Here is a 24,122-nt window from a genome sequence, read left to right as displayed (position 1 = left end):
GCAGGCGACCTTGCCGTCCTGCGCGCCGCCGCCGACCGCCACCTGCGCTGGCGCGGCCAGCCGGCGCCCGCCCTGATGGCCGACCTGGACCGCCAGCTTTATGCCGCCATGCCCCCGCCGGGGTTCGACGCCCGCCGCTGGCTGGCCGCGTTCCACCGGACGTTGCGGCAGGCTTGACGATCAAGGGCTTGTCAGCCGCCTCGCCTTGGGTCACGTTTCCCTTATCCAACCCCGCCCTGATGCGGGGACGACAAGAACAGGGAACCACCATGAAACACCACCTGACCCCGCGCGCCATCCTGCTGGCCTCGGCCTTGGCCATCGCGCCCGCGGCCTGGGCGGAAACGCCCGCCGACACGCTGGTCGTGGCCGCCGCCATCGACGACATCATCAGCCTGGACCCGGCCCAAAGCTTCGAGTTCTCGGGCAACGACGTGAACCAGAACACCTATGACCGGCTGGTGGATTTCGACCCGCTGGACATGGCGGCGGGCTTCAAGCCGTCCTTGGCCGAAAGCTGGGAAGTGTCCGAGGACGGCCTGTCCATCACCTTCACCCTGCGCCAGGGCGTGACCTTCCATTCCGGCAACCCCGTCCGCCCCGAGGATGCCGCCTGGTCGCTGCACCGCGCGGTCAAGCTGGACAAGACGCCCGCCTTCATCCTGACGCAGTTCGGCTTCACCGCCGACAACGTCGAGGAAAAGATCACCTTCGACGACACCACCCTGACGCTGCACATGGACAAGCCCTATGCGCCGACCTTCGTGCTGAACTGCCTGACCGCCAACATCGCCAGCGTGGTGGACAAGGAAACGGTGATGGCGAACGCCGAAGGCGAGGATCTGGGCAACACCTGGCTGAACACCAACGAGGCGGGCTCCGGCCCCTATACGCTGGCCGGCTGGCGTCCGAACGAGGCCGTGCAACTGGCCGCCTATGAGACGTATTTCCAGGGCGCCCCCGCCATGAAGCGCGTGGTGGTGCGCAACGTCGCGGAATCCAGCGCGCAGCGGCTGCTGCTGGAACAGGGCGACATCGACGCGGCCCGCAACCTGTCGCCCACGGATGTCGAATCCATCGGCGCGGTCGAGGGCGTGAAGATCCAGGACGAACCGCGCGGCCGTATCCTCTACATGGGCCTGAACCAGAAGGACCCCGTGCTGTCGAACCCCCAGGTGATCGAGGCGATGAAGCATCTGGTCGATTACGACGGCATCGCGAACAGCTTCCTCAAAGGCATGTTCGTGCCGCACCAGTCGATCCTGCCCAAGGGCTATCTGGGTGCGCTCGAGGATCTGCCCTGGACCTATGACGTGGCCAAGGCCAAGGCCCTGATCGAGGAAGCCGGCATGGCCGGCAAGACCATCACCACCAAGGTCCGCGACCTGCGCGAATACGTGGACGTGGCGCAGGCCTTGCAGGCGTCCATGGCCGAGGCCGGGCTGACCCTGGAAATCCAGCAGATGACCGGCGCGCAGGTCCTGGACGCCTATCGCGCCCGCGATGTGCCGATCTTCCTGGGTGAATGGGGGCCGGATTATTCCGACCCGAACACCAACGTCGCGACCTTCGCCTATAACCCCGACAACAGCGACGAGGCGCAGGCGACGGGTCTTCTGGCCTGGCGCAACGCCTATGCCGTGCCGCAGGCGATGAACGAGGCCACCGTGGCCGCCACCCTGGAACAGGATGCCGACAAGCGCGCGCAGATGTATCTGGACATCCAGAAGCAGTATCAGGCCGAGGCGCCGATCGTGCCGCTGTTCCAGCGGGTCGAGAACACCGGCCTGCGCGAGAATGTGCAGAACTGGAACTCGGGCGGGTCCGTGACCTCGGTCATGTATCGGCAGGTGACGAAGGGCGAATAGGCCCGTGGCCGTGACCGACACCGACAAGGGGCAGGGCGACGGCCGCGCCGCCGCCCGCCGCCGCCGTGTCCGCAGCATCGGCGGCACGGCCCTGTCGCTGGTCCTGACAATGCTGGGCCTGCTGCTGGTGACGTTCATCATCGGCCGGGTGATGCCCATCGACCCGGTGCTGAAGGTCGTGGGCGACCGGGCATCCCAGGCGCAATACGATGCCGCCTATCAGGCGATGGGGCTGGACCGGCCGCTTTACGTGCAGTTCGCCCGCTACCTGGGCGACGTGCTGACGGGCGACTTCGGGCGGTCGATCTCGACCGGGCAACTGGTCGTGAACGACATCAGACGGGTGTTCCCGGCGACGGTGGAACTGGCGACGCTGGGCACCCTGATCGGCGTGCTGATCGGCGTTCCGCTGGGCGTGATCGCCGCCGCCCGACGGGGCGGGATCGTCGATCAGGTGGCCCGCGTGGTGGCGCTTGTGGGCTATTCCATGCCGATCTTCTGGCTGGGGCTGATGGGACTGCTGGTCTTCTACGGCATCCTGGGCTGGGTCGGGGGGCCGGGGCGGCAGGGGATCATCCATGACGGCATGATCCCGACCGTGACCGGCCTCATCCTGGTCGACTCGCTGATCGCGGGCGACTGGGGGGCGTTCAAGGACGCCTTTTCCCACATCATCCTGCCCGCCAGCCTGCTGGGCTATTTCAGCCTCGCCTATATCAGCCGCATGACCCGCAGCTTCATGCTGGAACAGCTTTCCGCCGAATACATCACCACCGCCCGCGTCAAGGGCCTGTCCGAACGCGCGGTGATCTGGCGGCACGCGTTCCGCAACATCTCGATTCCACTGGTCACGGTGATCGCCCTGTCCTTCGGGTCGCTTCTGGAAGGATCGGTCCTGACCGAGATCATCTTTTCCTGGCCCGGCTTGGGCCAATACATCACCAAGGCGCTGCTGTCGGGCGACATGAACGCCGTCCTTGGCGGCACGGTGGTGGTCGGCACCTGCTTCGTGCTGCTGAACCTTCTCAGCGACATCCTGTATCGCGTCCTGGACCCGAGGTCGAAATGAACCGCGCCTGGCTCCTTTCCGACGCCCCCCAGACCCGCCGGCAGGCGCGCATGGGCGCGCTGTATCAGGGCTGGCTGACCTTCCGGGGCAACAAGCTGGCGATGCTGGGCCTGATCGTGCTGGTCCTGCTGATCGGCATGGCGGTCCTGGCGCCCTGGCTGGCCCCGCAAAGCCCGTTCACGCAGAACCTGGCCGGACGGCTGCAACCGCCGTCCGCCGAACACTGGCTGGGCACCGACGCGCTTGGCCGGGACATCCTGTCGCGGCTGATCCACGGCTCGCGCATCACGCTGTTCATCGTCGGCACCGTGGCCCTGATCGCGCCGGTGATCGGGCTGTTCATCGGCACGGTGGCGGGCTTCGCGGGGGGCTGGGTCGATCAGGTGCTGATGCGGATCACCGACATCTTCCTGGCCTTCCCCAAGCTGATCCTGGCCCTGGCCTTCGTGGCGGCGCTTGGCGCCAGCATCACCAACGCCGTTCTGGCGCTGGCCCTGACCGCCTGGCCCCCTTATGCCCGGCTTGCGCGGGCGGAAACGCTGACCATCCGCAACGCCGACTTCATCGCCGCCGCCCGCCTGCAGGGCGCGGGGCCGCTGCGCCTGCTCATCAAGCACATCTGGCCGCTCTGCGTCTCGTCGCTGATCGTGCGGGTGGCCTTGGACATGGCGGGGATCATCCTGTCGGCGGCGGGCCTGGGCTTCCTAGGCCTCGGGGCGCAGCCGCCGATGCCGGAATGGGGGGCGATGATCTCGGACGGGCGGACCTATATCCTAGACTTCTGGTGGGTCGCCGCCATGCCGGGGATCGCGATCTTCATCGTCTCGATGGCCTTCAACCTGCTGGGCGACGGCTTGCGCGACGTGCTGGACCCGAAGGGGGCCAAGGAATGACGCTGCTGTCTGTGCAAAACCTGCGCGTCGCCTTTCCCACCCGCCAAGGCACGTTCGAGGCCGTGCGGGGCATCAGCTTCAACCTGGGCCGCGAACGCCTGGGGGTGGTCGGCGAATCGGGGTCGGGCAAGTCCATGACCGGCCGCGCGATCCTGGGCCTTGTCCGCGCGCCCGGCCGCGTGACCGCAGACCGCCTCGACCTCGAAGGCCAGCCGATCCTGAACCTGTCCGAACGCCGGATGCGGAAGATCCGCGGCAACCGGATCAGCATGGTCATGCAGGATCCCAAGTTCAGCCTGAACCCGGTGATGACCATCGGTGACCAGATCGTCGAGGCCTACCGCCTCCACGCCGGTGGCAACCGCGCCACCGCCCGGCAAAAGGCGCTGGACATGCTGGCTGCCGTCCAGATCCGCGACCCGGAACGGGTCATGGGCGCCTATCCGCACGAGGTATCGGGCGGCATGGGCCAGCGCATCATGATCGCCATGATGCTGGCCCCGGACCCGGAAATCCTGATCGCGGACGAACCGACAAGCGCCCTCGACGTGTCGGTCCGGACCGAGGTCCTGAACATCATGGACCGCCTGGTCCGCGACCGGGGCATGGGCCTGATCTTCATCAGCCATGACCTGAACCTTGTGGCGCAGTTCTGCGACCGGGTGCTGATCATGTATGCGGGCCGGATCGTCGAAACACTGGCCGCGAAGGATCTGCACAAGGCCCGCCACCCCTATACCCAGGGGCTGCTGAACAGCCTGCCGCGCCTGGATGCGCCGGTGGACCGCCTGCCGGTCCTGCAACGCCAGGACAGCTGGCGCGACGGCGACACGATCACCCAAAGCCTGGAAACCGACTTTCCGGGAGGCTTGTGACATGCCGCTTCTTCGTTGTCCAAATACCCATCCGCCACGGTGCCGCCGATGCTGACGGTCGACCGTCTGAACGTCTGGTTCGGCCACCCTCCCGACCGTGTGGACGCCGTCAAGGACGCCAGCTTCACCGTGGCCCAAGGCGAAAGCTTCGGCCTTGTGGGCGAATCGGGCTCCGGCAAGTCCACCATCCTGCGCGCCGTCGCGGGCCTGATCGACACCTGGTCCGGCACCATCGAGGTCGCGGGCCGCGCCCTTGCCGCCCGCAAGCGCGACCGGGCCTTCTACAAGACCGTGCAGATGGTCTTCCAGGACCCCTATGCCAGCCTGCACCCGCGCCATTCCGTCGATGCGGTGCTGTCGGAAACCCTGCGGCTGCAAGGGATGGACGACATCGACCGCCGCATTCCGCGGCTGCTGGACGACGTGGGCCTTGGTCGGGGCTTCCGCTTCCGCTATCCGCACCAGCTCTCGGGCGGGCAGCGGCAGCGGGTCGCCATCGCCCGCGCCCTGGCCGCCGAACCGCGCCTGCTGCTGCTGGATGAACCGACCAGTGCCCTTGATGTCAGCGTGCAGGCGGAAATCCTGAACCTGCTCTCGGACCTGCGCGCCGAACACGGGCTGACCTATGTGATGGTCAGCCACGACCTGTCCGTCGTGGGCCACATGTGCGACCGTCTGGCCGTGATGCAGGCGGGCCGCATCGTCGAGGTGATGGGCGTCGATGCCCTGCGCCAGGGTACCGCGCGCCAGGACTATACCCGCCAGCTGATCGCGGCGTCCCAGGGTTACGCCCGCGCCTGATCCGGCTTGCGCCCCGACAGGCCATGGCTAACGTGCGCGCGAACGGACGAAAGGAACCACCATGAAGCGCGTGACACTGGGCGGCAGCGATGTCGCCGTCAGCGGAATCTGCCTCGGCACCATGACCTTCGGCAACCAGACACCCGAGGCCGAGGGCCATGCCCAGATGGACCGCGCGCTCGACGCCGGCATCACCTTCATCGACACGGCCGAGATGTATCCCGTGAATCCCGTCCGGCGTGAGACCATCGGCCTGACCGAAACCATTGTCGGCAACTGGCTGGCGAAGGGCGGCAACCGCGACCGGTTGGAAATCGCCACCAAGATCACCGGCCCCAGCCAGATGGTCCGCGACGGCGCCCCCTATGACAGGGCGATCGTCGCCGCCGCCATCGACGCGTCGCTGAAGCGGCTGCGGACCGACCGCATCGACCTGTATCAACTGCACTGGCCCGTGCGCGGCAGCTATGCGTTCCGGCAGAACTGGACCTACGACCCCTCGAAGCAATCGAAGCAGCAGACGCTGGACCACATGGCCGACGTGCTGGGGGCCCTGGACGCCGCGCGGAAGGCGGGCAAGATCCGCGCCGCGGGCCTGTCCAACGAAAGCGCCTGGGGCCTCGCCCGCTGGTGCGACGTGGCCGACCGGATCGGCGGGCCGCGCATGGCGGCGATCCAGAACGAATATTCGCTGCTTCACCGCCTGGCCGACACCGACCTGGCCGAGGTCGCGGTGAACGAGGATGTGACGCTGCTTTCCTATTCTCCGCTGGCGGCGGGGCTGCTGACGGGCAAGTATGCCGGCGGTGCCGTGCCCGACGGCAGCCGGGCGGCGGCGGACAAGGCCAGCGGCGGCCCGGGAAACCTGGGCGGGCGCAAGACCCCGGCCGGCCTTGCTGCGACCGAGGCCTATCACAGGCTGGCGGCCGATCACGGCTGGGACCCGATCCACATGGCGATTGCCTGGCAGTCGACACGCCCCTTCAAGGTCGTGCCCATCGTCGGCGCCACGCGGACGGACCAGCTCGACCATCTGCTCGTGGGCTTGGGCAAGCCGCTGCCCGACAATCTCAGGCGCGCCATCGACCGGCTGCACAAGCAATATCCGATGCCCTATTGATGAAACGCGGGCACCACCTATCTTGTTGATCGAGCGGGATGAAATGAGGAGATGGTCATGGCGGGCGATCCCTATGCAGCCTTGGGACTGACGAAAGCGGCCAGCGACGCCGAGATCAAGAAGGCCTATCGCAGGATCGCCAAGTCGGACCACCCCGACCTGAACCCCGACCCCGCGGCCACCGCGCGCTTCAAGGCCGCCTCGGCCGCCTACGACCTGCTGAAGGACCCCGAGCAGCGCCGCCGCTTCGACGCCGGAGAGATCGACGACCAGGGCCAGGAACGCCCGCAGCGCCGCGCCTGGCGCGACCATGCCGAGGCGGCGGGCAACCCCTATGCCCGCAGCTATGGCTTCGACGGCGATCCCGACCTGTCGGACGTCTTCTCGGACCTGTTCGGGCGGCGCGGCGGCTTTGGCGGCGGCTTCGGGCGCGGCGGCCACGAGGACCCGCGCGACTTCCATGCGCGCGGCCAGGATTACCGCTTCTCGCTGCAGGTCGATTTCCTGACAGCCGCCAGGGGCGGCAAGACCCGCATCACCCTGCCCGAGGGTGGCGACCTGGAGGTGACGATCCCCAAGGGCGTCCGCGACGGCCAGACCATCCGCCTGAAGGGCAAGGGGGGCAGGGGCCTGGGTCAGGGCGGCGCGGGCGACGCCTATCTGACCGTTTCCATCGCGCCCCATCCCGATTTCCGGCGCGAGGGCGACGACATCCTGCTGACCCTGCCGATTTCCCTGGACGAGGCCGTCTTGGGCGGCAAGGTTGCGGCCCCCACCATCGACGGGCCGGTGAACCTGACCATCCCGAAGGGCGCGACCACCGGCACGAGGCTGCGCCTGCGGGGGCGCGGCATCAATGGCGGCGACCAGCAGGTGGAACTGAAGATCGTCATGCCGCCCAGGGTGGACGACAGGCTGGTCCGCTTCTTCGAGGAATGGCGCAAGGATCACGCCTATGATCCCCGCGCCGGCATGAAAACGGGGGAATGAGGCCATGGCCCGTCATTATTCCGAAACCGAGGTGGTGGCGATCCTTGACGACCTGGACCGCGCCCGCCTGCAGTCCTTTGTCTCGGCCCAAGTCGTGACGCCCGTCGTCACCCCCCAGGGCCCCGCCTTCACCGAGGCCGACGTGGCCCGCCTGCAACTGCTCTGCGACCTGTCCGAGTTCTACGATCTGCGCCCGGATTCTCTGGGCATGGTGATGTCGCTGATCGACCAGCTGAACACGGCCCGGGGCGACATGCGCGCGCTGATCCAGGCCGTCGCCTCGGAACCCGACGAGGTGCGCGGCCGCATCATGACCTATGTGCGCCGCGTCAGGGTCACCGGCCAGGGCTGACGGCTTTCAACACGGCCGGAAGACTGCCTGTTCATCTTGCAGATTGTGCAGTGCGCTGCCGCGCGCTAAGGCGATCGCATGGCCCGCTATCGTCCCCACGTCGCCGCGACCCTGTCGCTCGGCCTGCCGCTGATCGGCAGCCATCTGGCGCGCATGGCCATCGGCGTGGGCGACACGATCATGGTCGGCTGGTACGGGGTCGAGGCGCTGGCGGGCCTGGTCATCGCCACATCCTTCTTCCACATCCTGTTCTTCCTGGGGATGGGTTTCGGCACGGGCGTCCTTGGCCTGATCGCCACCGCCATCGCCCGCGGCGACGAGACCGAGGTTCGTCGCGCCACCCGCATGGCCCTGTGGCTGTCGGGGGGCTTCGGCCTGGCGGTCATGCCGCTGATGTGGTGGTCCGAACCGATCCTGTCGGCGCTGGGCCAGACCCCGGCGGTCGCAGGCTATGCCCAGGATTACCTTCGCGTCGCCGGCTGGGGACTGGCCGTCGTGCTGGGCCAGGTGACGCTCAATTCCTATCTTGCCGCGATGGAGCGGACGCAGATCGTGATGTGGGTCACGCTGGCGGGGCTGCCGGTGAACGTCGTGCTGAACTGGGTGCTGATCTTCGGCAACCTGGGCGCGCCGGAACTGGGCGTGCAGGGCGCGGCCATCGCCAGCCTGACGGTGCAATGCCTGCAACTGGTGCTGCTGGTCGTCTATGCCGCCTGGCTGCCCGTCGCGCGCAAGTTCCACCTGTTCCAGCGGCTGTGGCGCCCCGACTGGCCCGCGCTGCGGACCGTGGCGGCGATCGGCCTGCCCATCGGCCTGACCATGGTGGCCGAGGGCGGGCTGTTCGTCGGTTCGAACATCATGATGGGCTGGATCGGCACGCAGCAACTGGCCGCGCATGGCATCGCGCTGCAGATCACCTCGGTCGCGTTCATGGCGCATCTGGGGCTGTCCAACGCGGCGACGATCCGGGTGGGGCAGGCCAAGGGGCGCGACGACGCCACCTTCATGCGCGACGCGGCGGTGACCGTCACGGGCATGTCGCTGGCCTTCGCCTGCCTGACCATCGCCCTGTTCCTGGCGGCGGCGGGGCCGCTGATGCGGCTGTATCTGGACCCGACCGACCCGCAGGCCGATGCCATCGTGCTGATCGGCGCGGGCCTGCTGTTCTATGCCGCGCTGTTCCAGTTGGCCGACGCGCTGCAGGTGCTGGCCCTGGGCTTTCTGCGCGGGGTGCATGACACCCGCGTGCCGATGTGGATCGCGGGCTTCAGCTACTGGATGGTGGGGATGCCGGTCGCCTGGGGGCTGGCCTTTCCGCTGGGCTTCGGACCCGCCGGGCTGTGGCTGGGCCTCTGCGCCGGGCTGACGCTGGCGGCGGGTCTGCTGATGGCGCGCTTCTGGCGCGGCCATGCGCGCGGGGACTGGACCCGTCCGGCGCCGGCGGTCTAACCTCCGACCCGACACCAACCAGGAGGCTTTCATGCGACCCGTCTTTGTCCAGTTCCGCTGCGAGCCCGGCAAGACCTACCAGGTCGCCGAGGCCATCTACGACCGCGAGGTCGTCAGCGAGCTTTATTCCACCTCGGGCGACTACGACCTGATTGCCAAGGTCTACATCCCCGAGGACGAGGATGTCGGCCGGTATCTCTCCGAACGCCTGTTCGACATCCCCCATATCAGCCGCACGCTGACCACCATGACCTTCCGCGCCTTCTGATGGTCCGCCTTGCCCCGATCGCCGCAAGCCTGCCCGCGACCGTGCCCTTCGTCGGGCCGGAAACGCTGGAGCGCCAGGCGGGCCGCCCCTTCGCGGCGCGGCTTGGCGCCAACGAAAACGGCTTCGGCCCCAGCCCCCGGGCGGTGGCCGCCATGCAGGCGGCGGTGCCGGATGTCTGGAAATACGGCGACTCGCTCAGCTTCGATCTGACCCGGGCCCTGGCCGCCCACCACGGTATCCGCCCCGGGAACATCATCGTGGGCGAGGGGATCGACGGCCTTCTCGGACTGCTGGTGCGCCTGACGGTCGCGCCGGGCGACGTGGTCGTGACCTCGGACGGGGCCTATCCGACCTTCAACTTTCATGTCGCGGGCTTCGGCGGGGTGCTGGACAAGGTACCCTACCGCAACGACGCCGAAGACCCGCAGGCCCTGCTGGATCGCGCCCACCAGACCGGGGCGAAGCTGGTCTATCTCGCCAATCCCGACAACCCGATGGGCAGCTGGCACGACGGCGCGGTGATCGAGGCGATGCTGGACCTACTTCCCGACGGCGCGCTGCTGGTCCTGGACGAGGCCTATGCCGAATTCGCCCCCGCCAGCGCCATCCCTGACATCGCCGCCGACGACCCCCGCGTGATCCGCATGAGGACCTTCTCCAAGGCCCATGGCATGGCGGGCGCGCGCGTGGGCTATGCCATCGGCCACCCGGACCTGATCGCGGCCTTCGACCGGGTGCGCAACCATTTCGGCGTGAACCGCATCAGCCAGATCGGTGCCCTGGCCGCCCTGCAAGACGGGGACTGGTTGGCGCAGGTCCTGGCACGGGTGGATGCCGCGCGGCAACGGATCGCCGGCATCGCGGCCGAAAACGGCATGGCGGCGCTGCCCTCTGCCACGAATTTCGTCGCCGTCGATACCGGCCGCGACGGCGCCTTCGCCCGCCACCTGGTGGATGCCCTGGCGGCGCAGGGCGTGTTCATCCGAATGCCGGGCGTGGCGCCGCTGAACCGCTGCATCCGCATCAGCTGCGCCCCCGACCCGGAGCTGGACATCCTGGCCCAAGTCCTGCCGCAGGTCATGTCCACGCTCTGACGCTTCTTCGTTGCGCAAATACCCCCGCCGGAGGCACCTGCGATCGCCGCAGGCACCTCCGCCAGCGGCGGCTCACATCGCCGCCAGCTGCGCCAGCGCCGCCTTCAACCGGGCGATGTCGTCGTCAAGCGCCGCCAGCTTCTCGCGGGTTTCCTCGATCACCTCGGGCTCGGCGTTCTCGACGAATCTCGGGTTCGCCAGCCGCTTGCGCAGCCCGTCCGCGTCCTTTTCCGACTTCGCCAGGGATTTCTGCAGCCGCGCCGTTTCCGCCCCCGCGTCGATCACGTCGCCGATCGGCAGCGCAAAGCTGGCCCCCTGGGCCGCGACCGTGATCATGCCGCGTCCCGCAACCCCATCCGCCGGCGCATTGACGCGGGCCAGCCGCTCGATCAGCGGGCTATTGGCGGCAAGCGCGGCGCGGGCGGCGGCGTCGGCCTCGGTCACGACCAGATCCAGTTTCGCGCCCGCAGGCACCCCCATCTGAGCACGGGCGGACCGCACCGCCTCGATCAGGGCGATCACCCAGTTCATCTGCCGGTCGGCATCCGCGTCGATCAGGTCCGCGCCATAGGCGGGCCAGTCGCCATGGACCAGCATCTTCGGGCGGTCGCCGGTCAGGGACCACAGCTCCTCGGTCACGAAGGGCATGATCGGGTGCAGCAGCAGATAGCACTGGTCCAGCACCCAACCCATCGTCGCGCGGGTTTCCTCGGCATGGTCGCCGTCGAACAGCGGCTTGGCGAATTCGACATACCAGTCGCAGACCTTGCCCCAGACAAAGGCATACAGGCCGTTCGCCGCGTCGTTGAAGCGATAGGAGGCCAGCGCCTCGTCCGTCGCCAGCCTGATCCGCGCGACCTCGCCGATGATCCAGCGGTTCACGGTGTGGGACGGCTGCGGCATCGCCTCGCCGCCGCGCACCCCGTTCATCTCGGCGAAGCGGGTGGCGTTCCAGATCTTGGTGACGAAGTTGCGCGCGCCCTCGACATGCTTCGGCCCCAGCTTGGGGTCGCGGCCCATGGCGGCCATGCCGGTCAGGGTCATGCGCAGCGCGTCGGCGCCGAAATCGTCGATCAGCGTCAGCGGGTCGATGACGTTGCCCTTGGACTTCGACATCTTCGCGCCCTTCTCGTCGCGAACGAGGCCGTGGACATAGACCGTGCGGAAGGGCACGTCGCCCGCGACCTCAAGCTGCATCATCATCATCCGCGCGACCCAGAAGAAGATGATGTCGAAGCCCGTGACCAGAACCTCGGTCGGGAAATACCGGCGCAGTTCCGGCGTGTCCTCGGGCCAGCCCAGCGTGCCCAGCGGCCACAGGCCTGAGGAAAACCAGGTGTCCAGCACGTCCGGGTCGCGCCAGACCGGATAGACCAGCCGGGTCGGGTCCTGGGTCAGGTTGTAGTCGGCCAGACCTTGCGCAAAGGCGTCGATGGCGGCGTTGCGGTCGGCGACCTCGACGACGCGGGCGATCTCCAGCGGCTGGGGCAGGGCCGCGATCGAATCGCGGAACTGCTCGGCCACATCGCCGAAGCTGGCGGCGGCGTGGTGGATCTCGTCGCGGTGGACCAGGCCTTCCTCCAGCAGCGCGAAGATCTCGACCTCGTCCAGGGCGCCGTCGCGGTCGTCATCGACCTGGCCTTCCAGCGACAGGTCGAGACCGTACCACACCGGGATCTGGTGTCCCCACCACAGCTGGCGGCTGATCGTCCAGGGCTCGATATTCTCGAGCCAGTTGAAATACACCTTCCGGTGCTGCTCGGGCAGGATTTCCGTGCGGCCCGACCGAACGGCCTCCAGCGCGGGTCCGACGATGCGCTGCGTATCGACGAACCACTGGTCGGTCAGCATCGGCTCGATCACCACGCCCGAGCGGTCGCCGAAGGGCTGCATGACCGGCTTGCTGTCCACAAGGGGACGGCGTTCCAGATGCTCGGCGCCGGTGTCCTCGTCGATTTCCTTGTGCAGATAGGTGACGGCCAGCTTTTCGGCGTTGATCTGCTTGATCACCCGCTTGCGCGCCTCGTAGCGGTCGAGGCCCCGCAGTTCCTCGGGAACCAGGTTCACGTTCGACACGTCGCCCACATCCTCGCCCCGGGCCGCGCGGGTGGCGATGTCGGCGGACTCGGCATAAGGCAGGCCGTCGGCGCGCATCGCGCCCTTGGTGTCCATCAGCGCATACAGCGGAATGTCGTTGCGCATCGCCACGGCATAGTCGTTGAAGTCATGTGCGCCGGTGATCTTGACCGCGCCCGATCCGAAGGCCGGGTCGGGATATTCGTCGGTGATGATCGGGATCAGCCGGCGGTGTTCCTTCGGACCCACGGGGATCTCGCACAGCTTGCCCACGATGGGGGCATAGCGCGCGTCATCCGGGTGGACGGCCACCGCGCCGTCGCCCAGCATGGTTTCGGGCCGGGTCGTGGCGATGCTGATATAGTCGCGCGTCTCGCGCAGGGTGACGTTGCCGTCCGCGTCGCGTTCCACGTATTCATAGGTCTCGCCACCTGCCAGCGGATACTTGAAGTGCCACATGTGGCCCGGAACCTCGCGGTTCTCGACCTCCAGGTCGCTGATGGCGGTCTCGAAATGCGGGTCCCAGTTCACCAGCCGCTTGCCGCGGTAGATGATGCCCTTGCCGTAGAGATCCAGGAACACGCGGATCACGGCGTCGTGGAAGTTGCCCTCCTCGCCCGCTGGGGCGCCCGGCGCGCCCGACATGGTGAAGGCGTTGCGCGACCAGTCGCAGCTCGCCCCCAGGCGCTTCAACTGGTTGATGATCGTGCCGCCGGATTCCTGCTTCCAGTCCCAGATCTTCCGGGCAAAGGCTTCGCGTCCTATGGCGCGGCGGCCGGGTTCCTGCCGTTCGGCCATGCGGCGTTCCACGACCATCTGGGTGGCGATCCCCGCATGGTCCTGGCCCGGCTGCCACAGCGTGTCGAAGCCGCGCATCCGGTGCCAGCGGACAAGGATGTCCTGCAGCGTGTTGTTGAAGGCATGGCCGATATGCAGGCTGCCGGTGACGTTCGGCGGCGGGATCATCACGGTGAAGGTTTCCGCGCGCGAGGCATTGGCACCGGCGGCGAAGGCATTCGCCTTTTCCCATTCGGCGCTGATCCGGGCCTCGGCGGCCTTTGCGTCAAAGCTCTTGTCCATGCTCATGTCGGCCTATCCCCTTTGTTGGGGACGGATTACCGAATGGAGGCGCAAAGGCCAAGACATGCGTGCAGGCGCTATCCGGCGGCCATCCGGTCATCCGCCGCCTTCCAGTGCGCCATCTGAGAGGCCAGGGCCTTGCGAAAGGCCGGCCGGTCGGTCGCGCGTTCCACATAGGCCGCCAGCGCGTGCAGGTCGTCCAGCAGGCCGTTCCGGGCGGGAATGCGCAGGATGTCGGCCATCAGCAGGTCGGCCACCGTGAAGCTGTCGCCCATCAGCCAGTCGCGGTCGCCCAGGCTTGCCTGCAACTGCTCCAGCCGCTGCCGCAAAAGGGGCTCGCGCCGGGCGGCGCCCGCCTCGTCCTTGTCGAAGAACTTGTTGACGATCCAGGCCATGATGAAGGGCTCGATGCTGTTCAGCGCCGCGATCAGCCATTGCTGGACCTGCGGACGCCGGTCCCCGGGCATCAGAACCGTGTCCTCGGCCAGGTGCAGCAGGATCGCGCCCGATTCGAACAGCGTCAGGTCGCCGTCGCGGATGAAGGGCACCTGCGCGAAGGGCTGCTGCGCGATGTGGTCGGCTGATTTCTGCCGCAGGGGCACGGTCTCGACCTGATAGGGCCGCCCGAGTTCCTCCAGCAGCCAGCGCACCCGGATGTCGCGCACGAAGCCGCGCGGAAATTCGGGCACCCAGTCATAGGTGGTCAGGACCAGGGTCATGCGCTTGTCTCCAGCGGCCCGACGACGGCGAACCAGGCGCCCTGCGGATCGGTGGCGACGGCGATATGGGCGCCGCCCGGAACTTCTTGCGGCCCATGCTGCACGGCGCCGCCCGCGTCCCGGATGCGGCCGATCGCCGGGTTCACGCCATTGACGCCGAAATAGGCCAGCCAGAACGGCTGCTGCCCCTCGGTGATGCCCATCATGCCACCGATATCGGTGCCGTCATGGCGGAATAGCTGGTATGTGCCCATGGCGCCCATGTCCATCGCCTCGCCCGCCGTCCAGCCGAACAGATCCGCGTAGAAACGCAAGCCCGCCCGGGGATCGGTGGTCATCAGTTCCGTCCAGTTGCCGTGCCCGGCCTTTCGCTGGTCGAAGGCATGGCCGCCCGCGTCGCCCTCCATCATCGGCAGGGGTGCAAGGACGCCGAACGGCACGCCTTGCGGATCGGACAGGACGGCAAAGCGCCCGGTGCCGGGAATGTCGTCGGGCCCCTTGTGGACATGGCCCCCGGCCGCCGTGACATCGGCGGCGGCGCGGTCGGCGTCATCGACCCCGAAATACAGCATCCAACTGGGCGGCATTCCGGCGGCATTGTCGGGAATTTCCATCAGCCCCGCCACCATGTCCCCCTCCGACGTGGCGAGGTGATAGGCGAACCCCTCCATCCCGCTGTCGGCGATCTGCCAGCCAAGGACGGCCTTGTAGAAATCGCCGGCGGCGGCCAGCCGGCCCCCGGCGGTCATCAACTCGAACCAGATCGGCTGCCCGTGAACCTTGGTCATGGCTGCCCCTTACGCGGTCTTGCTGTCGAAGACGGGCGTGAAGCCGCCCCAGAACATGCGCATCCCGTCGAAGGGCATCTCCGGCATCTCCATCCCGTCCATCTCGGCCTCCATCTTGCGTCCCGCCTCGTCGCAGGTGGCGCGGTCGGGCCATTCGATCCAGGAAAACAGCGGCACCTCGCCCTCCTTGGCCTGGGCGGCCCGGTAGAAGTCGGTCTGCTTGCCATGCGGCACGTCCTCGCCCCAGCATTCGACCTGGTAGGTCGCGCCGAACCGCCGGAACATCCCGGTCGCGCTGTTGGCCATGTCGACATAGGCCTGCTTCCTGTCGCCCGGCGCGGCCAGGACGAAGCCCTGGACATAGCTGCGGGGCCTGCTTTCGCCTTCCTCGACGATGGGGGAAAAGCCGCCCCAGAACATGCGCGCCCCGTCGAAGGGCATCTCCGGCATGGTCTGCATGTCGGGATCGCTTTCCATGTTGGACCATGCCGCGTCGCAGGTGGCGCGGTCGGGCCATTCGACCCAGGAGAACAGCGGCACCTCGCCCTCCTTGGCCTGGGTCGCGCGGTAGAAGTCGGTCTGCTTGCCGTGGGCCACGTCCTCGCCCCAGCATTCGACCATGCGCAGGGCGCCGCGCTTCTGGAACCAGGGCCAGCCAGCCCTGGCATACGCGATGAAGGCGTCCTTGTTGGCGGCGGGAACGGCAGCGACGAAGCCGGAAATATAGGTCATGGTTTACTCCTCCGAAGGCGGCATGAGAGCCTGACACGGCTGAGGGTGCCCGTTGCAGTATGAAAAAGCAACTGATACCGTGCCACGATGACCGCGACCCGCCAGAACCCGCGCATCCGCTATGACGAGGGATGCCTTGCCGCCCATGCCCTGAACGTCATGGGCGACCGCTGGGCGCTGCTGGTCGTGCGGGAACTGATGCTGGCGCCCAAGCGGTTCCAGGCGATCCGCCACGGACTGCCGGGGATCACGGCCGCGGTCCTGACGCAGCGGCTGGCGCAATTGATCGAGGCGGGCGTGGCTGTGCATGGCGACGGGCTTTACGGCCTGACGGCGTCGGGGCGCGGGCTGATGCCGGTCCTGCAGGCGATGTGCCGCTGGGGGGCCGGGCATCCGGGCCACGATCCCCGGCGCTTCATCAGCCCCACGGCCCTGGTGATCTCCATGACCGCGATGATCGGCCCCGCCGGAGGCCTGCGGGCAACGGCGGCGATGTGGATGGGGCCCGAGCGTTTCGTGCTGCGCCTGTCCGGAGACGGCGTCCTGCAGGTCGAGGCAGGCGAGGGTCCCCCAGCGGATTTCCTGTTGTCGGGAAGCGGCAACAGCCTGGCGGCGGCGGTCTATGGCCGGACACCGCTCACCCGGATGGCGCAAGAGGGGCGGATCGCGCTGTCCGGCGATGCCGCGGCGGCGCAGGGCTTCGTGGACCTGTTCCGGCTGCGCTGAACTCCCGACCCCGCCTGTTTGCCCTTGTGCCGTGGCCGTGTCATCAATCGCTGCAAGCCGACCGCGCAAAGGGATGCCGTCCATGGGAAAGCAGAAGACCGTCTGGGACAATCCGGCCGACTTGATCCGGCATCTTCGGCCGGACCATCCCGTGATGGCCCTTGCGCCCACGGTGCTGCAGGATCGCGCGCGTCAGTTCCTGACGGGCTTTCCTGGCCTTGTCACCTATGCGGTGAAGTCGAATCCGGACGAGGCCGTGATCCGGAACCTTGTCACCGCCGGCATCAAGGGCTTCGACGTGGCCTCTCCGTGGGAAATCGACCTGATCGGTCGCTTGGCCCCCCGCGCCGCGCGCCATTACCACAATCCCGTCCGCTCGCGCCGCGAGATCGCCCATGGCCTGCGCGAAGGCATCCTTGCCTGGTCGGTGGACAGCCGCAGCGAGCTGGAAAAGCTGTTCGAGCAGGTGCCGCCGCAGGTGAACGGGCAGGGGGTCGAGATCGCGCCCCGCTTCAAGCTGCCGGTGCTTGGGGCGGCCTATGACTTCGGGTCCAAGTTCGGGGCGACGCCGGACCTCGCGGCAGAGCTGCTGGGGCTTGTCGCCGAGCGGGGCTATGTGCCTTCGCTGACCTTCCATCCCGGCACGCAATGCACCGACCCCATCGCCTGGGAAAGCTATATCCGCGTCGCGCGAGAGATCTGCGACATGGCGGGCGTCCGGGCGCGGCGGCTGAATGTCGGCGGCGGCTTCCCCTCGTATCGCGCCATGGGGGTCGAGCCTGACCTGCCGTCGATCTTCGCCGAAATCCGCGACACCGTGGCGGAATGCTTCGGAGCCGACGCGCCCGCCCTTGTCTGCGAACCGGGCAGGGGCCTGTGCGCGGATGCCTGCGCACTGATCGCGCGCGTCAAGGCCGTGCGCGATGGCACCCATGTCTTCCTGAACGACGGCGTGTATGGCGGGCTGACCGAACTGCCGGTCATCGGCAATCTCGACCGGATCGAAGTCCTGACCCCGCAGGGCACGCCGCGCACGGGCAAACGGTCCGGCCGGGTCATCTTCGGCCCGACCTGCGATTCGATCGACCGCCTGCCGGGCGAACTGGCGCTGCCCGACGACGTGGCCGAGGATGACTACATCGTCTTTCACGGCGCCGGCGCCTATTCGGTCGTGACCAATACCCGCTTCAACGGCTTCGGCGCCCTGACCCGCGCAACCGTGATGGGCTTCGCATAGGCAGGCCCACCCCGCCTTCTTCGTTGCGCAAATACCCACAGGGGGTCCGGGGGACGGGACGTCCCCCGCTAGGCCACCGCGCCCAGGTCGCGCACCGGCTGGACCCCAAGCGCCCCACACACCGCCAGCGTCAGATCGGGCCGATTCAGCGTATAGAAATGCAGCCGCTCCACTCCGCCGTCCAGCAGGTCTCGGCACAGCGTGACGCAGGTCCGTTCGGCCAGGATGCGTTCCGCCGCAGGACCTTCTGCGGCGGCCTTGGAAAACGCCTCCTCGGCCCAGGCGGGCACGCTGGTGCCGCAGGTGGCCGCGAACCGCTTGGCCCCGGCCCAGCCTTGGATCGGCAGGATGCCGGGGATGATCGGCGCCGCGATCCCCGCCGCCGCGCATTTGTCGCGAAAGCGGAAGAAGGTGTCGGCATCGAAGAAGAACTGCGTGATGGCACTGGTCGCGCCCGCGTCGATCTTGCGCTTGAGCCAGGCGACGTCCGCATCCGTGCCGCTGCTGTCGGGGTGCGGCTCGGGGTATGCACCGACACGGACCGTCATGTCGCCCCGCGTGGCGATTGCCTCGATCAGTTCGACCGTATCGGCGAATCCCTCGGGATGCGGAGTGAAGCGGTCCTGGCCCTTGGGGGCGTCGCCGCGCAGGGCCACGATCTCGCGGATGCCGGCATCGGCATAGGCTTGCACGATCTCCATCGTCTCGGTTTTGGTGGCTTCCACGCAGGTCAGGTGGGCGGCGACGGGAATGCCGTAATGGCGGTTGATGGTCGTCACCGCCTCGTGCGTCAGCTTGCGGGTGGTGCCGCCCGCGCCATAGGTGACGGACACGAAATCCGGGGCCAGCGGCGCCAGCGCCCGCGCGGTTTCCCACAGCCGGAAGGACGCATCCAGCGTCTTCGGCGGAAAGAACTCGAAGCTGATCGTGGGGCGGGACATGCGCGATTCCTTTGCTTTGGATGCTTGTGCCATGCGTGCCGCCGTGAGACAAATTCATAATCTTCAAGATCAACATGAGCCGGTCTCACCATGCATCTGGAGCTGCGCCACCTGCGCACCGTCCGCGCCATCCACGAACAAGGCGGCCTGGCCCGCGCGGCCGAGGTTCTGAACATCACCCAGTCGGCCCTGTCCCACCAGGTCAAGGCGCTGGAGGAGCAGGCGGGCGTGGACCTGTTCGTCCGCCGCGCCAAGCCCATGCGCCTGTCGCCGGCCGGAATGCGCCTTCTGCGCCTGGCCGAGCAGGTGCTGCCCCTGGTCGCGGCGACAGAGGCCGAGTTCAAGGGCGTCGAGGCGGGCCGCATCGGCCGGCTCCACATCGCGATGGAGTGCCACGCCTGCTTCGACTGGCTGCTGCCGGTTCTCGATATCTTCCGCCGCGCCTGGCCCGAGGTGGACCTGGACATCCGCCAGCGCCTGGCTTTCGGCGCGCTGCCCGCGCTGGCGCGGCAAGAGGTCGATCTGGTGATCTCGTCCGACCCCGAGGAGATGGCGGGCATCGTCTTCCAGCCGCTGTTCGACTATTCGCCGACGCTGGTGGTGCCCGCCGGGCATCCGCTGGTGGAAAAGGGCCATGCCGACCCGCAGGACCTGGCCGGGGAAACGCTGATCACCTATCCCATGGACCGCGCGCGGCTGGACGTGTTCAGCCAGTTCCTGACGCCTGCGGGGATCGAACCCGCCCGCCAGCGGACGGTCGAATTGACCGCCGTGTCGCTGATGCTGGTGGCATCGGGGCGGGGCGTGGCGGTGATGCCCGACTGGGTGCTGCGCCGGGAATCGGCCAATGCGGAAATCGCCATGCTGCCCCTGACGCGCGGCGGCATCATCCGGCGCCTTTACGCCGCCGTGCGGGCCGAGGATCTGGCCCAGCCCTACATGGCCCATGTGCTGCGCCTGTCGCGAACCGAACCCCTGCGGATGCTGCGGGGCGCGGCTGCCTGACGCCCTTTCGCTTCACATTCCCCCCGCTTGCCCCTATGACGCCCCCAACCCCTGTTTCCCGGAGCATTCGATGGCAAGCGCCAACCTGAACGTCATGATCAAGGCCGCCCGCAAGGCCGGGCGCAGCCTCGTCAAGGATTTCCGCGAGGTCGAGAACCTTCAGGTCAGCGTCAAGGGCGCGGGCGACTTCGTCAGCAAGGCCGACCAGGAGGCCGAGCGGATCATCAAGGAGGAACTGCGCGGCGCGCGTCCGAACTATGGCTGGCTGGGCGAGGAAACCGGCGAGGATGCGGGCGAGGACCCGACGCGGCGCTGGATCGTCGATCCCCTGGACGGCACCACCAACTTCCTCCACGGGTTGCCGCACTGGGCCGTCTCCATCGCGCTGGAGCACAAGAAGGAAATCGTCGCCGCCGTCATCTTCGACGCCGCCAAGGACGAGCTGTTCGTGGCCGAGAAGGGCGGCGGCGCCTTCATGAACGACCAGCGGCTGCGCGTCTCGGGGCGGCGGCGCCTGGACGAATCGCTGTTTGCCACCGGCATCCCCTTTGCGGGCCGGGGTCCGCTGCCCGCAGCCTTGCAGGACCTGGCGCGGCTGATGCCGCTGACGGCTGGCGTCCGCAGGCTGGGATCGGCGGCGCTGGATCTCGCCTATGTGGCGGCGGGCCGCTATGACGGCTATTGGGAACGCGGCAACAAGCCCTGGGACGTGGCGGCGGGCATCCTGATGGTGCGCGAGGCGGGCGGCTTTGTCGAAGGCATCCGCGACGGCGACGATCCGCTGGAATCGGGGCGCCTGATCGCCGCGAACGCGCAGATCTTCGAGCCGCTGGCCAAGGTCATCCGCACCCGCGACTGAGGCAGGGGCGCCACGCGCGCGAATTGCACGATGCGCAAGGCAGGCTTGCCTTGACCTTGCGGCAAGACAGGCGCATGGCGAAAGGGTCCAAGGGACCGCGCCATGCCGAAAGACCAGAACCACCCGCCTTACGCCGCCTCGGCGGCCACCGCGTCCGCGCCGCCTCCGATTCCGCCCAGGACCGGCGCGGTGCCCGACCGCACCGGCCTTGCGATCCTGCTGATGTGCGCGACCAGCTTCATCTTCGCGCTGCAGGACGCATTCTCGCGGATGCTGGGGTCGGAATATCCGCCGGTGCTGGTGGTGATGCTGCGCTACTGGGTCTTCGCGCTGTTCGTGATCGCCATGGTCTCTCGCCAGCCGGGCGGGCTGCGCCGCGCCATCCGCACCAGGCGGCCCAAGACGCAGATCCTGCGCGGCGCGATCCTGGTGGTCGAGACGACCCTGATGGTCGAGGCCTTCGTGCGCCTTGGCCTGGTCGGCACCCATGCGGTCTTCACCGCCTATCCGCTGCTGGTTGCCGCCCTGTCCGGGCCGATCCTGGGCGAGAAGGTCGGCTGGCGGCGCTGGATGGCGATCGGCGTGGGCTTTGTCGGCATCCTGATCATCCTGCGGCCCGGCAGCACGGAACTGAACCTGGGCGCCGGCCTGGCCCTTGTCTGCGCGCTGCTGTTCGCGGTCTATGGCCTGCTGACGCGGCATGTGTCGCGCGACGACCCGGCGCAGGTCAGCTTCTTCTGGACGGGCATCGCCGGGGCAATCACTGTGACCGTGCTGGGCATCGGCCAGTGGGAATGGCTGGACCCCGCCGACTGGATCTGGATGGGGCTGCTCTGCGTCTGCGGGCTTCTGTCGCACTGGCTGCTGATCCGCGCCTATGAACTGGCCGAGGCCTCCGCCCTGCAGCCTTTCGCCTATACGCAACTGGCCTGGGTCAGCGTCATCGGCGTCCTGGTTTTCGGCGAGGTGCTGCACATGAACGTCGTCATCGGTACGGCCATCGTGGTCGCGGCGGGTCTGTTCACCTTGTGGCGGGCGCGGGTGAGGGCTGCCTGACAGCCGACGCCTCGATGGCCACCGGCGCCCACCCCTCGGGCAGCACGGGTCCGATGAACGGCTTTGCCACGGGCCGCGACGACAGGGCCAGCGTCAGCCGCGCCACCGGGGGCGGCATCAGCCCGCCGCCGGTCAGGTCCCAGGTGGGCACGATGGGCGCGGGGCGCCCCAGGATGCGGGCGCGATAGACGGGCATCGCCTCGGTCACGCGCATGACATAGTTGCGCGTCTCGTCGAAGGGGATCAGTTCGACCCAGTCCACCGGGTCGGCGTCGCGGCGCAGGTCGCCGAAGTCGCGCAGCCAGCGCGCCGGACGCCCCGGCCCCGCGTTATAGCCCGAGGCCGTCAGCGCCGTCGATGCCCCGAAGCGGTCGCGCAGCCCCGCCAGATAGGCCGCGCCCAATCGGGCGTTGTAGGCGCCGTCCGTCGTCAGCCGCGCCGCCTGAAAGGGCTCGCGGATCTGGCGGGCCATCTGCCGGGCCGTGTCGGGCATCACCTGCATCAGACCGCGCGCACCCACCGGGCTGCGGGCCGCGGGGTTGAACTCGGATTCCTGGCGGGCGATGGACAGCACCAGTTCGGACGGGACGCCGAAATCGGTGTCGTGCAGCCCGGTCAGGGGGAAATGGGCCGCGGGATGGATCGCGCCCTTGTCGGCGGCGCGCTTGGACAGGCGCAGCCCGTGCCACGGCATGTCGGCTTCATACATCAGGCGGGCCATGCGCAGGGTGTCCTGCGGATCGGCGGTCTCGGACAGGTGCAGGAAGAACCGCTGCGCCTCGTCCGCGCGGCCGGTCGCCAGCAGCCACAGCCCGGCCTGGAAGACGCTGCTTTCGCCCAGGGCCGCCGCGCCGCGCCAGTCGGGCAGGGGGCCGGGCGTGGCGTAATCGGCGGGCATCGTCGCGCCGATCCGTTCGGACGCAAGCTGGCCGTAAAAGGTGCCGGGCATCGCCGCCGCCTTGGCAAAGGCCGCGTCCGCCGCCGCCTTGTCGCCAAGCGCCCCGTGCGCGCGGCCTTGCCAGTAGAAGGCGCGGGACCTGCTGATCTGGCTGCCGACCACGGTTTCCAGATGCAGGAAATGCCCCAGCGCCCGGTCCGGCGCCCCTTGCTTCAACGCCGCAAAGCCCGCCAGCCATTCCAGATCCGCGTAGTGGCGGTTGTCGGGCGGCAGGAAGTGGGCCCGGGCCAGCGCCTCGGCCCGCGCCCAGTTGCCGTTCCGCATCGCCATGCGCGCATAATCCACCCGCATGGGCGCCCAGGCCGCCGGATCGCGCAGCGCCGTCGCACTGGTCGAGGCTTCCAGCATCAGGGCCTGCGCGCCCTCGTGCTGCTTGGCGCGGACCCGCCACAGATAGCGGTCGAGGGTCAGTCCGGGATCGGTCCGCGCCGCAGGGGGCAGCGCCAGGATCAGGTCGTCCACCCCCGCCCGCCCGGCCTGCAAGGCGATGCGCGCGGCCAGCAGCGGGCGGTCGGCCTCGGGCAGCTTCGGCAGCAGGCGCTCGGCCTGCGCCCAGTCCTGCCGGTCCAGCATCGCCACGGCCCGCGCGCCCGTCAGCGGCGCCAGTTCGGCGCCGTGCTCGGCCAGGAAGGCCGCTTCCTCGGGCGCGGTCAGGGCAGCCGTGGTCCAGAAGCGCGCGCGCTCGGCCTTGGCCGCCTCGGGGTCCAGCGTGGCAAGATAGGCCTTCTCGGCCGCCAGCGTTTCGGGCAGGCGTTCCCCGAACCAGTCGCGGAGGTCCCGCGGGGGCAGGTCGGCGGTCAGCCGCGCATCGCCGCGTTCCCGCAGCAGCGCCAGGCCCGGCCAGTCGCCATGGGCGCGCGTGAAGTCGATATAGTCGCCCGGCGCCCCATGCCCCGCGCGCAGGGCCTGCCATCCGACCAGGGCCTCGGCCATGGGTCCGGACCGGCGGGCGGCATCGCGGGCGGTGATCCAGTCGCGCGCATCCGCCGCCGACAGGGCCAGCGCCATCGCGCCCGCATCCTCGGCCCGGGCGGGGGCCAAGGTGGCAAGGACCAGCAGCCCCGCGGCCATCATGTCGCGCAGAAGTCGCATCACCGCCCTGTGTCGCCGCCCCGCACCCATGACGCAATTCACAACCTTGGCAAGTGCCGCTTGCCCCGCTAATC

General features: G+C 68.5%; 22 protein-coding genes. 16 read left to right on the top strand and 6 right to left on the bottom strand.

Annotated elements, in window-relative coordinates:
- Positions 1-269 precede the first annotated feature (269 nt).
- The 11 genes from J0F76_RS12380 (at position 270) to J0F76_RS12330 (ending at position 10,779) form a co-directional block, all read left to right on the top strand.
- Positions 270-1,868, top strand: a complete 1,599-nt coding sequence (locus tag J0F76_RS12380) for an ABC transporter substrate-binding protein (protein WP_207469848.1) — start codon at positions 270-272, stop codon at positions 1,866-1,868.
- A 76-nt stretch (positions 1,869-1,944) separates the two neighbouring features.
- Entirely contained in the window at positions 1,945-2,937 is a 993-nt protein-coding gene (locus J0F76_RS12375) for an ABC transporter permease (RefSeq protein WP_377706752.1), read from the top strand.
- Positions 2,934-3,830 carry a nickel transporter permease gene (gene nikC, locus J0F76_RS12370; protein WP_242690170.1) on the top strand — a complete coding sequence of 299 codons (897 nt, stop codon included), beginning with the start codon at positions 2,934-2,936 and terminating at the stop codon, positions 3,828-3,830. The genes J0F76_RS12375 and nikC overlap by 4 nt, the downstream gene beginning before the upstream one ends.
- On the top strand, positions 3,827-4,705 hold the full coding sequence (locus J0F76_RS12365; protein WP_207469846.1) for an ABC transporter ATP-binding protein: 879 nt from the start codon (positions 3,827-3,829) through the stop codon (positions 4,703-4,705). Before nikC ends, J0F76_RS12365 begins: the two co-directional genes overlap by 4 nt.
- A 48-nt stretch (positions 4,706-4,753) precedes the next feature.
- Positions 4,754-5,506: an ABC transporter ATP-binding protein gene (locus J0F76_RS12360; protein WP_207469853.1), complete on the top strand. Its 753-nt coding sequence runs from the start codon at positions 4,754-4,756 to the stop codon at positions 5,504-5,506.
- 61 nt (positions 5,507-5,567) lie between these two features.
- On the top strand, positions 5,568-6,626 hold the full coding sequence (locus J0F76_RS12355) for an aldo/keto reductase (RefSeq protein WP_207469845.1): 1,059 nt from the start codon (positions 5,568-5,570) through the stop codon (positions 6,624-6,626).
- Positions 6,627-6,683: 57 nt separating this feature from the next.
- Complete coding sequence (locus J0F76_RS12350; protein ID WP_207469841.1) at positions 6,684-7,616, top strand: DnaJ C-terminal domain-containing protein; 933 nt, start codon at positions 6,684-6,686, stop codon at positions 7,614-7,616.
- Between the two features lie 4 nt (positions 7,617-7,620).
- A complete protein-coding gene (locus J0F76_RS12345; RefSeq protein WP_207469833.1) occupies positions 7,621-7,968 on the top strand; it encodes a hypothetical protein in 348 nt (115 codons plus the stop codon).
- Positions 7,969-8,046: 78 nt separating this feature from the next.
- Positions 8,047-9,417: an MATE family efflux transporter gene (locus J0F76_RS12340; protein ID WP_207469831.1), complete on the top strand. Its 1,371-nt coding sequence runs from the start codon at positions 8,047-8,049 to the stop codon at positions 9,415-9,417.
- Between the two features lie 31 nt (positions 9,418-9,448).
- A complete protein-coding gene (locus J0F76_RS12335) occupies positions 9,449-9,685 on the top strand; it encodes an Lrp/AsnC ligand binding domain-containing protein (protein WP_207102089.1) in 237 nt (78 codons plus the stop codon).
- On the top strand, positions 9,685-10,779 hold the full coding sequence (locus J0F76_RS12330; protein WP_207469829.1) for a pyridoxal phosphate-dependent aminotransferase: 1,095 nt from the start codon (positions 9,685-9,687) through the stop codon (positions 10,777-10,779). Before J0F76_RS12335 ends, J0F76_RS12330 begins: the two co-directional genes overlap by 1 nt.
- A gap of 72 nt (positions 10,780-10,851) precedes the next feature.
- On the opposite strand, the gene J0F76_RS12325 is transcribed toward J0F76_RS12330, so the two are convergent.
- The 4 genes from J0F76_RS12325 to J0F76_RS12310 form a co-directional block, all read right to left on the bottom strand.
- Positions 10,852-13,941 (bottom strand): valine--tRNA ligase, encoded by a 3,090-nt coding sequence (locus tag J0F76_RS12325; RefSeq protein WP_207469827.1) that lies wholly within the window; start codon positions 13,939-13,941, stop codon positions 10,852-10,854.
- A 71-nt stretch (positions 13,942-14,012) separates the two neighbouring features.
- Positions 14,013-14,654 (bottom strand): glutathione S-transferase family protein, encoded by a 642-nt coding sequence (locus J0F76_RS12320; RefSeq protein WP_207469825.1) that lies wholly within the window; start codon positions 14,652-14,654, stop codon positions 14,013-14,015.
- A complete protein-coding gene (locus tag J0F76_RS12315; protein ID WP_207469824.1) occupies positions 14,651-15,442 on the bottom strand; it encodes a VOC family protein in 792 nt (263 codons plus the stop codon). Before J0F76_RS12315 ends, J0F76_RS12320 begins: the two co-directional genes overlap by 4 nt.
- Before the next feature lie 9 nt (positions 15,443-15,451).
- A complete protein-coding gene (locus tag J0F76_RS12310; protein ID WP_207469822.1) occupies positions 15,452-16,174 on the bottom strand; it encodes a DUF1428 domain-containing protein in 723 nt (240 codons plus the stop codon).
- An 87-nt stretch (positions 16,175-16,261) separates the two neighbouring features.
- On the opposite strand from J0F76_RS12310, the gene J0F76_RS12305 reads away from it, so the two are divergent.
- Both J0F76_RS12305 and J0F76_RS12300 read left to right on the top strand, forming a co-directional pair.
- Positions 16,262-16,900: a winged helix-turn-helix transcriptional regulator gene (locus J0F76_RS12305; protein ID WP_207469820.1), complete on the top strand. Its 639-nt coding sequence runs from the start codon at positions 16,262-16,264 to the stop codon at positions 16,898-16,900.
- A gap of 82 nt (positions 16,901-16,982) precedes the next feature.
- Positions 16,983-18,137 carry a type III PLP-dependent enzyme gene (locus J0F76_RS12300; RefSeq protein ID WP_207469818.1) on the top strand — a complete coding sequence of 385 codons (1,155 nt, stop codon included), beginning with the start codon at positions 16,983-16,985 and terminating at the stop codon, positions 18,135-18,137.
- Between the two features lie 68 nt (positions 18,138-18,205).
- On the opposite strand, the gene metF is transcribed toward J0F76_RS12300, so the two are convergent.
- Complete coding sequence (metF, locus tag J0F76_RS12295) at positions 18,206-19,078, bottom strand: methylenetetrahydrofolate reductase [NAD(P)H] (protein ID WP_207469816.1); 873 nt, start codon at positions 19,076-19,078, stop codon at positions 18,206-18,208.
- Positions 19,079-19,168: 90 nt separating this feature from the next.
- Here metF and J0F76_RS12290 point away from each other — a divergent pair, with 90 nt between their 5' ends.
- From J0F76_RS12290 to J0F76_RS12280, 3 genes are all read left to right on the top strand, one after another.
- Entirely contained in the window at positions 19,169-20,083 is a 915-nt protein-coding gene (locus J0F76_RS12290; RefSeq protein WP_207469814.1) for a LysR family transcriptional regulator, read from the top strand.
- Between the two features lie 70 nt (positions 20,084-20,153).
- Positions 20,154-20,942, top strand: a complete 789-nt coding sequence (locus J0F76_RS12285; protein ID WP_207469812.1) for an inositol monophosphatase family protein — start codon at positions 20,154-20,156, stop codon at positions 20,940-20,942.
- 102 nt (positions 20,943-21,044) lie between these two features.
- Positions 21,045-21,998: a DMT family transporter gene (locus J0F76_RS12280; protein ID WP_207469810.1), complete on the top strand. Its 954-nt coding sequence runs from the start codon at positions 21,045-21,047 to the stop codon at positions 21,996-21,998.
- Here J0F76_RS12280 and J0F76_RS12275 read toward each other — a convergent pair.
- Positions 21,964-24,048 carry a lytic transglycosylase domain-containing protein gene (locus tag J0F76_RS12275; protein ID WP_207469851.1) on the bottom strand — a complete coding sequence of 695 codons (2,085 nt, stop codon included), beginning with the start codon at positions 24,046-24,048 and terminating at the stop codon, positions 21,964-21,966. The two genes, J0F76_RS12280 and J0F76_RS12275, sit on opposite strands and share 35 nt — an antisense overlap.
- Positions 24,049-24,122 lie beyond the last annotated feature (74 nt).

It is taken from the genome of Paracoccus fontiphilus (genome assembly GCF_017356265.1).
Classification (GTDB): Bacteria; Pseudomonadota; Alphaproteobacteria; order Rhodobacterales; family Rhodobacteraceae; genus Paracoccus; species Paracoccus fontiphilus.
The sequence above is the reverse complement of the archived record's forward strand: the minus strand, read 5'-3'. Positions and strand labels throughout refer to the sequence as shown.

Coding starts and splice junctions, on each gene's coding strand:
- J0F76_RS12380 (WP_207469848.1), top strand. CDS start 270: ATGAAACACCACCTGACCCCGCGCGCCATCCTGCTGGCCTCGGCCTTG.
- nikC (WP_242690170.1), top strand. CDS start 2,934: ATGAACCGCGCCTGGCTCCTTTCCGACGCCCCCCAGACCCGCCGGCAG.
- J0F76_RS12365 (WP_207469846.1), top strand. CDS start 3,827: ATGACGCTGCTGTCTGTGCAAAACCTGCGCGTCGCCTTTCCCACCCGC.
- J0F76_RS12360 (WP_207469853.1), top strand. CDS start 4,754: ATGCTGACGGTCGACCGTCTGAACGTCTGGTTCGGCCACCCTCCCGAC.
- J0F76_RS12355 (WP_207469845.1), top strand. CDS start 5,568: ATGAAGCGCGTGACACTGGGCGGCAGCGATGTCGCCGTCAGCGGAATC.
- J0F76_RS12350 (WP_207469841.1), top strand. CDS start 6,684: ATGGCGGGCGATCCCTATGCAGCCTTGGGACTGACGAAAGCGGCCAGC.
- J0F76_RS12345 (WP_207469833.1), top strand. CDS start 7,621: ATGGCCCGTCATTATTCCGAAACCGAGGTGGTGGCGATCCTTGACGAC.
- J0F76_RS12340 (WP_207469831.1), top strand. CDS start 8,047: ATGGCCCGCTATCGTCCCCACGTCGCCGCGACCCTGTCGCTCGGCCTG.
- J0F76_RS12335 (WP_207102089.1), top strand. CDS start 9,449: ATGCGACCCGTCTTTGTCCAGTTCCGCTGCGAGCCCGGCAAGACCTAC.
- J0F76_RS12330 (WP_207469829.1), top strand. CDS start 9,685: ATGGTCCGCCTTGCCCCGATCGCCGCAAGCCTGCCCGCGACCGTGCCC.
- J0F76_RS12325 (WP_207469827.1), bottom strand. CDS start 13,941: ATGAGCATGGACAAGAGCTTTGACGCAAAGGCCGCCGAGGCCCGGATC.
- J0F76_RS12320 (WP_207469825.1), bottom strand. CDS start 14,654: ATGACCCTGGTCCTGACCACCTATGACTGGGTGCCCGAATTTCCGCGC.
- J0F76_RS12315 (WP_207469824.1), bottom strand. CDS start 15,442: ATGACCAAGGTTCACGGGCAGCCGATCTGGTTCGAGTTGATGACCGCC.
- J0F76_RS12310 (WP_207469822.1), bottom strand. CDS start 16,174: ATGACCTATATTTCCGGCTTCGTCGCTGCCGTTCCCGCCGCCAACAAG.
- J0F76_RS12305 (WP_207469820.1), top strand. CDS start 16,262: ATGACCGCGACCCGCCAGAACCCGCGCATCCGCTATGACGAGGGATGC.
- J0F76_RS12300 (WP_207469818.1), top strand. CDS start 16,983: ATGGGAAAGCAGAAGACCGTCTGGGACAATCCGGCCGACTTGATCCGG.
- metF (WP_207469816.1), bottom strand. CDS start 19,078: ATGTCCCGCCCCACGATCAGCTTCGAGTTCTTTCCGCCGAAGACGCTG.
- J0F76_RS12290 (WP_207469814.1), top strand. CDS start 19,169: ATGCATCTGGAGCTGCGCCACCTGCGCACCGTCCGCGCCATCCACGAA.
- J0F76_RS12285 (WP_207469812.1), top strand. CDS start 20,154: ATGGCAAGCGCCAACCTGAACGTCATGATCAAGGCCGCCCGCAAGGCC.
- J0F76_RS12280 (WP_207469810.1), top strand. CDS start 21,045: ATGCCGAAAGACCAGAACCACCCGCCTTACGCCGCCTCGGCGGCCACC.
- J0F76_RS12275 (WP_207469851.1), bottom strand. CDS start 24,048: ATGCGACTTCTGCGCGACATGATGGCCGCGGGGCTGCTGGTCCTTGCC.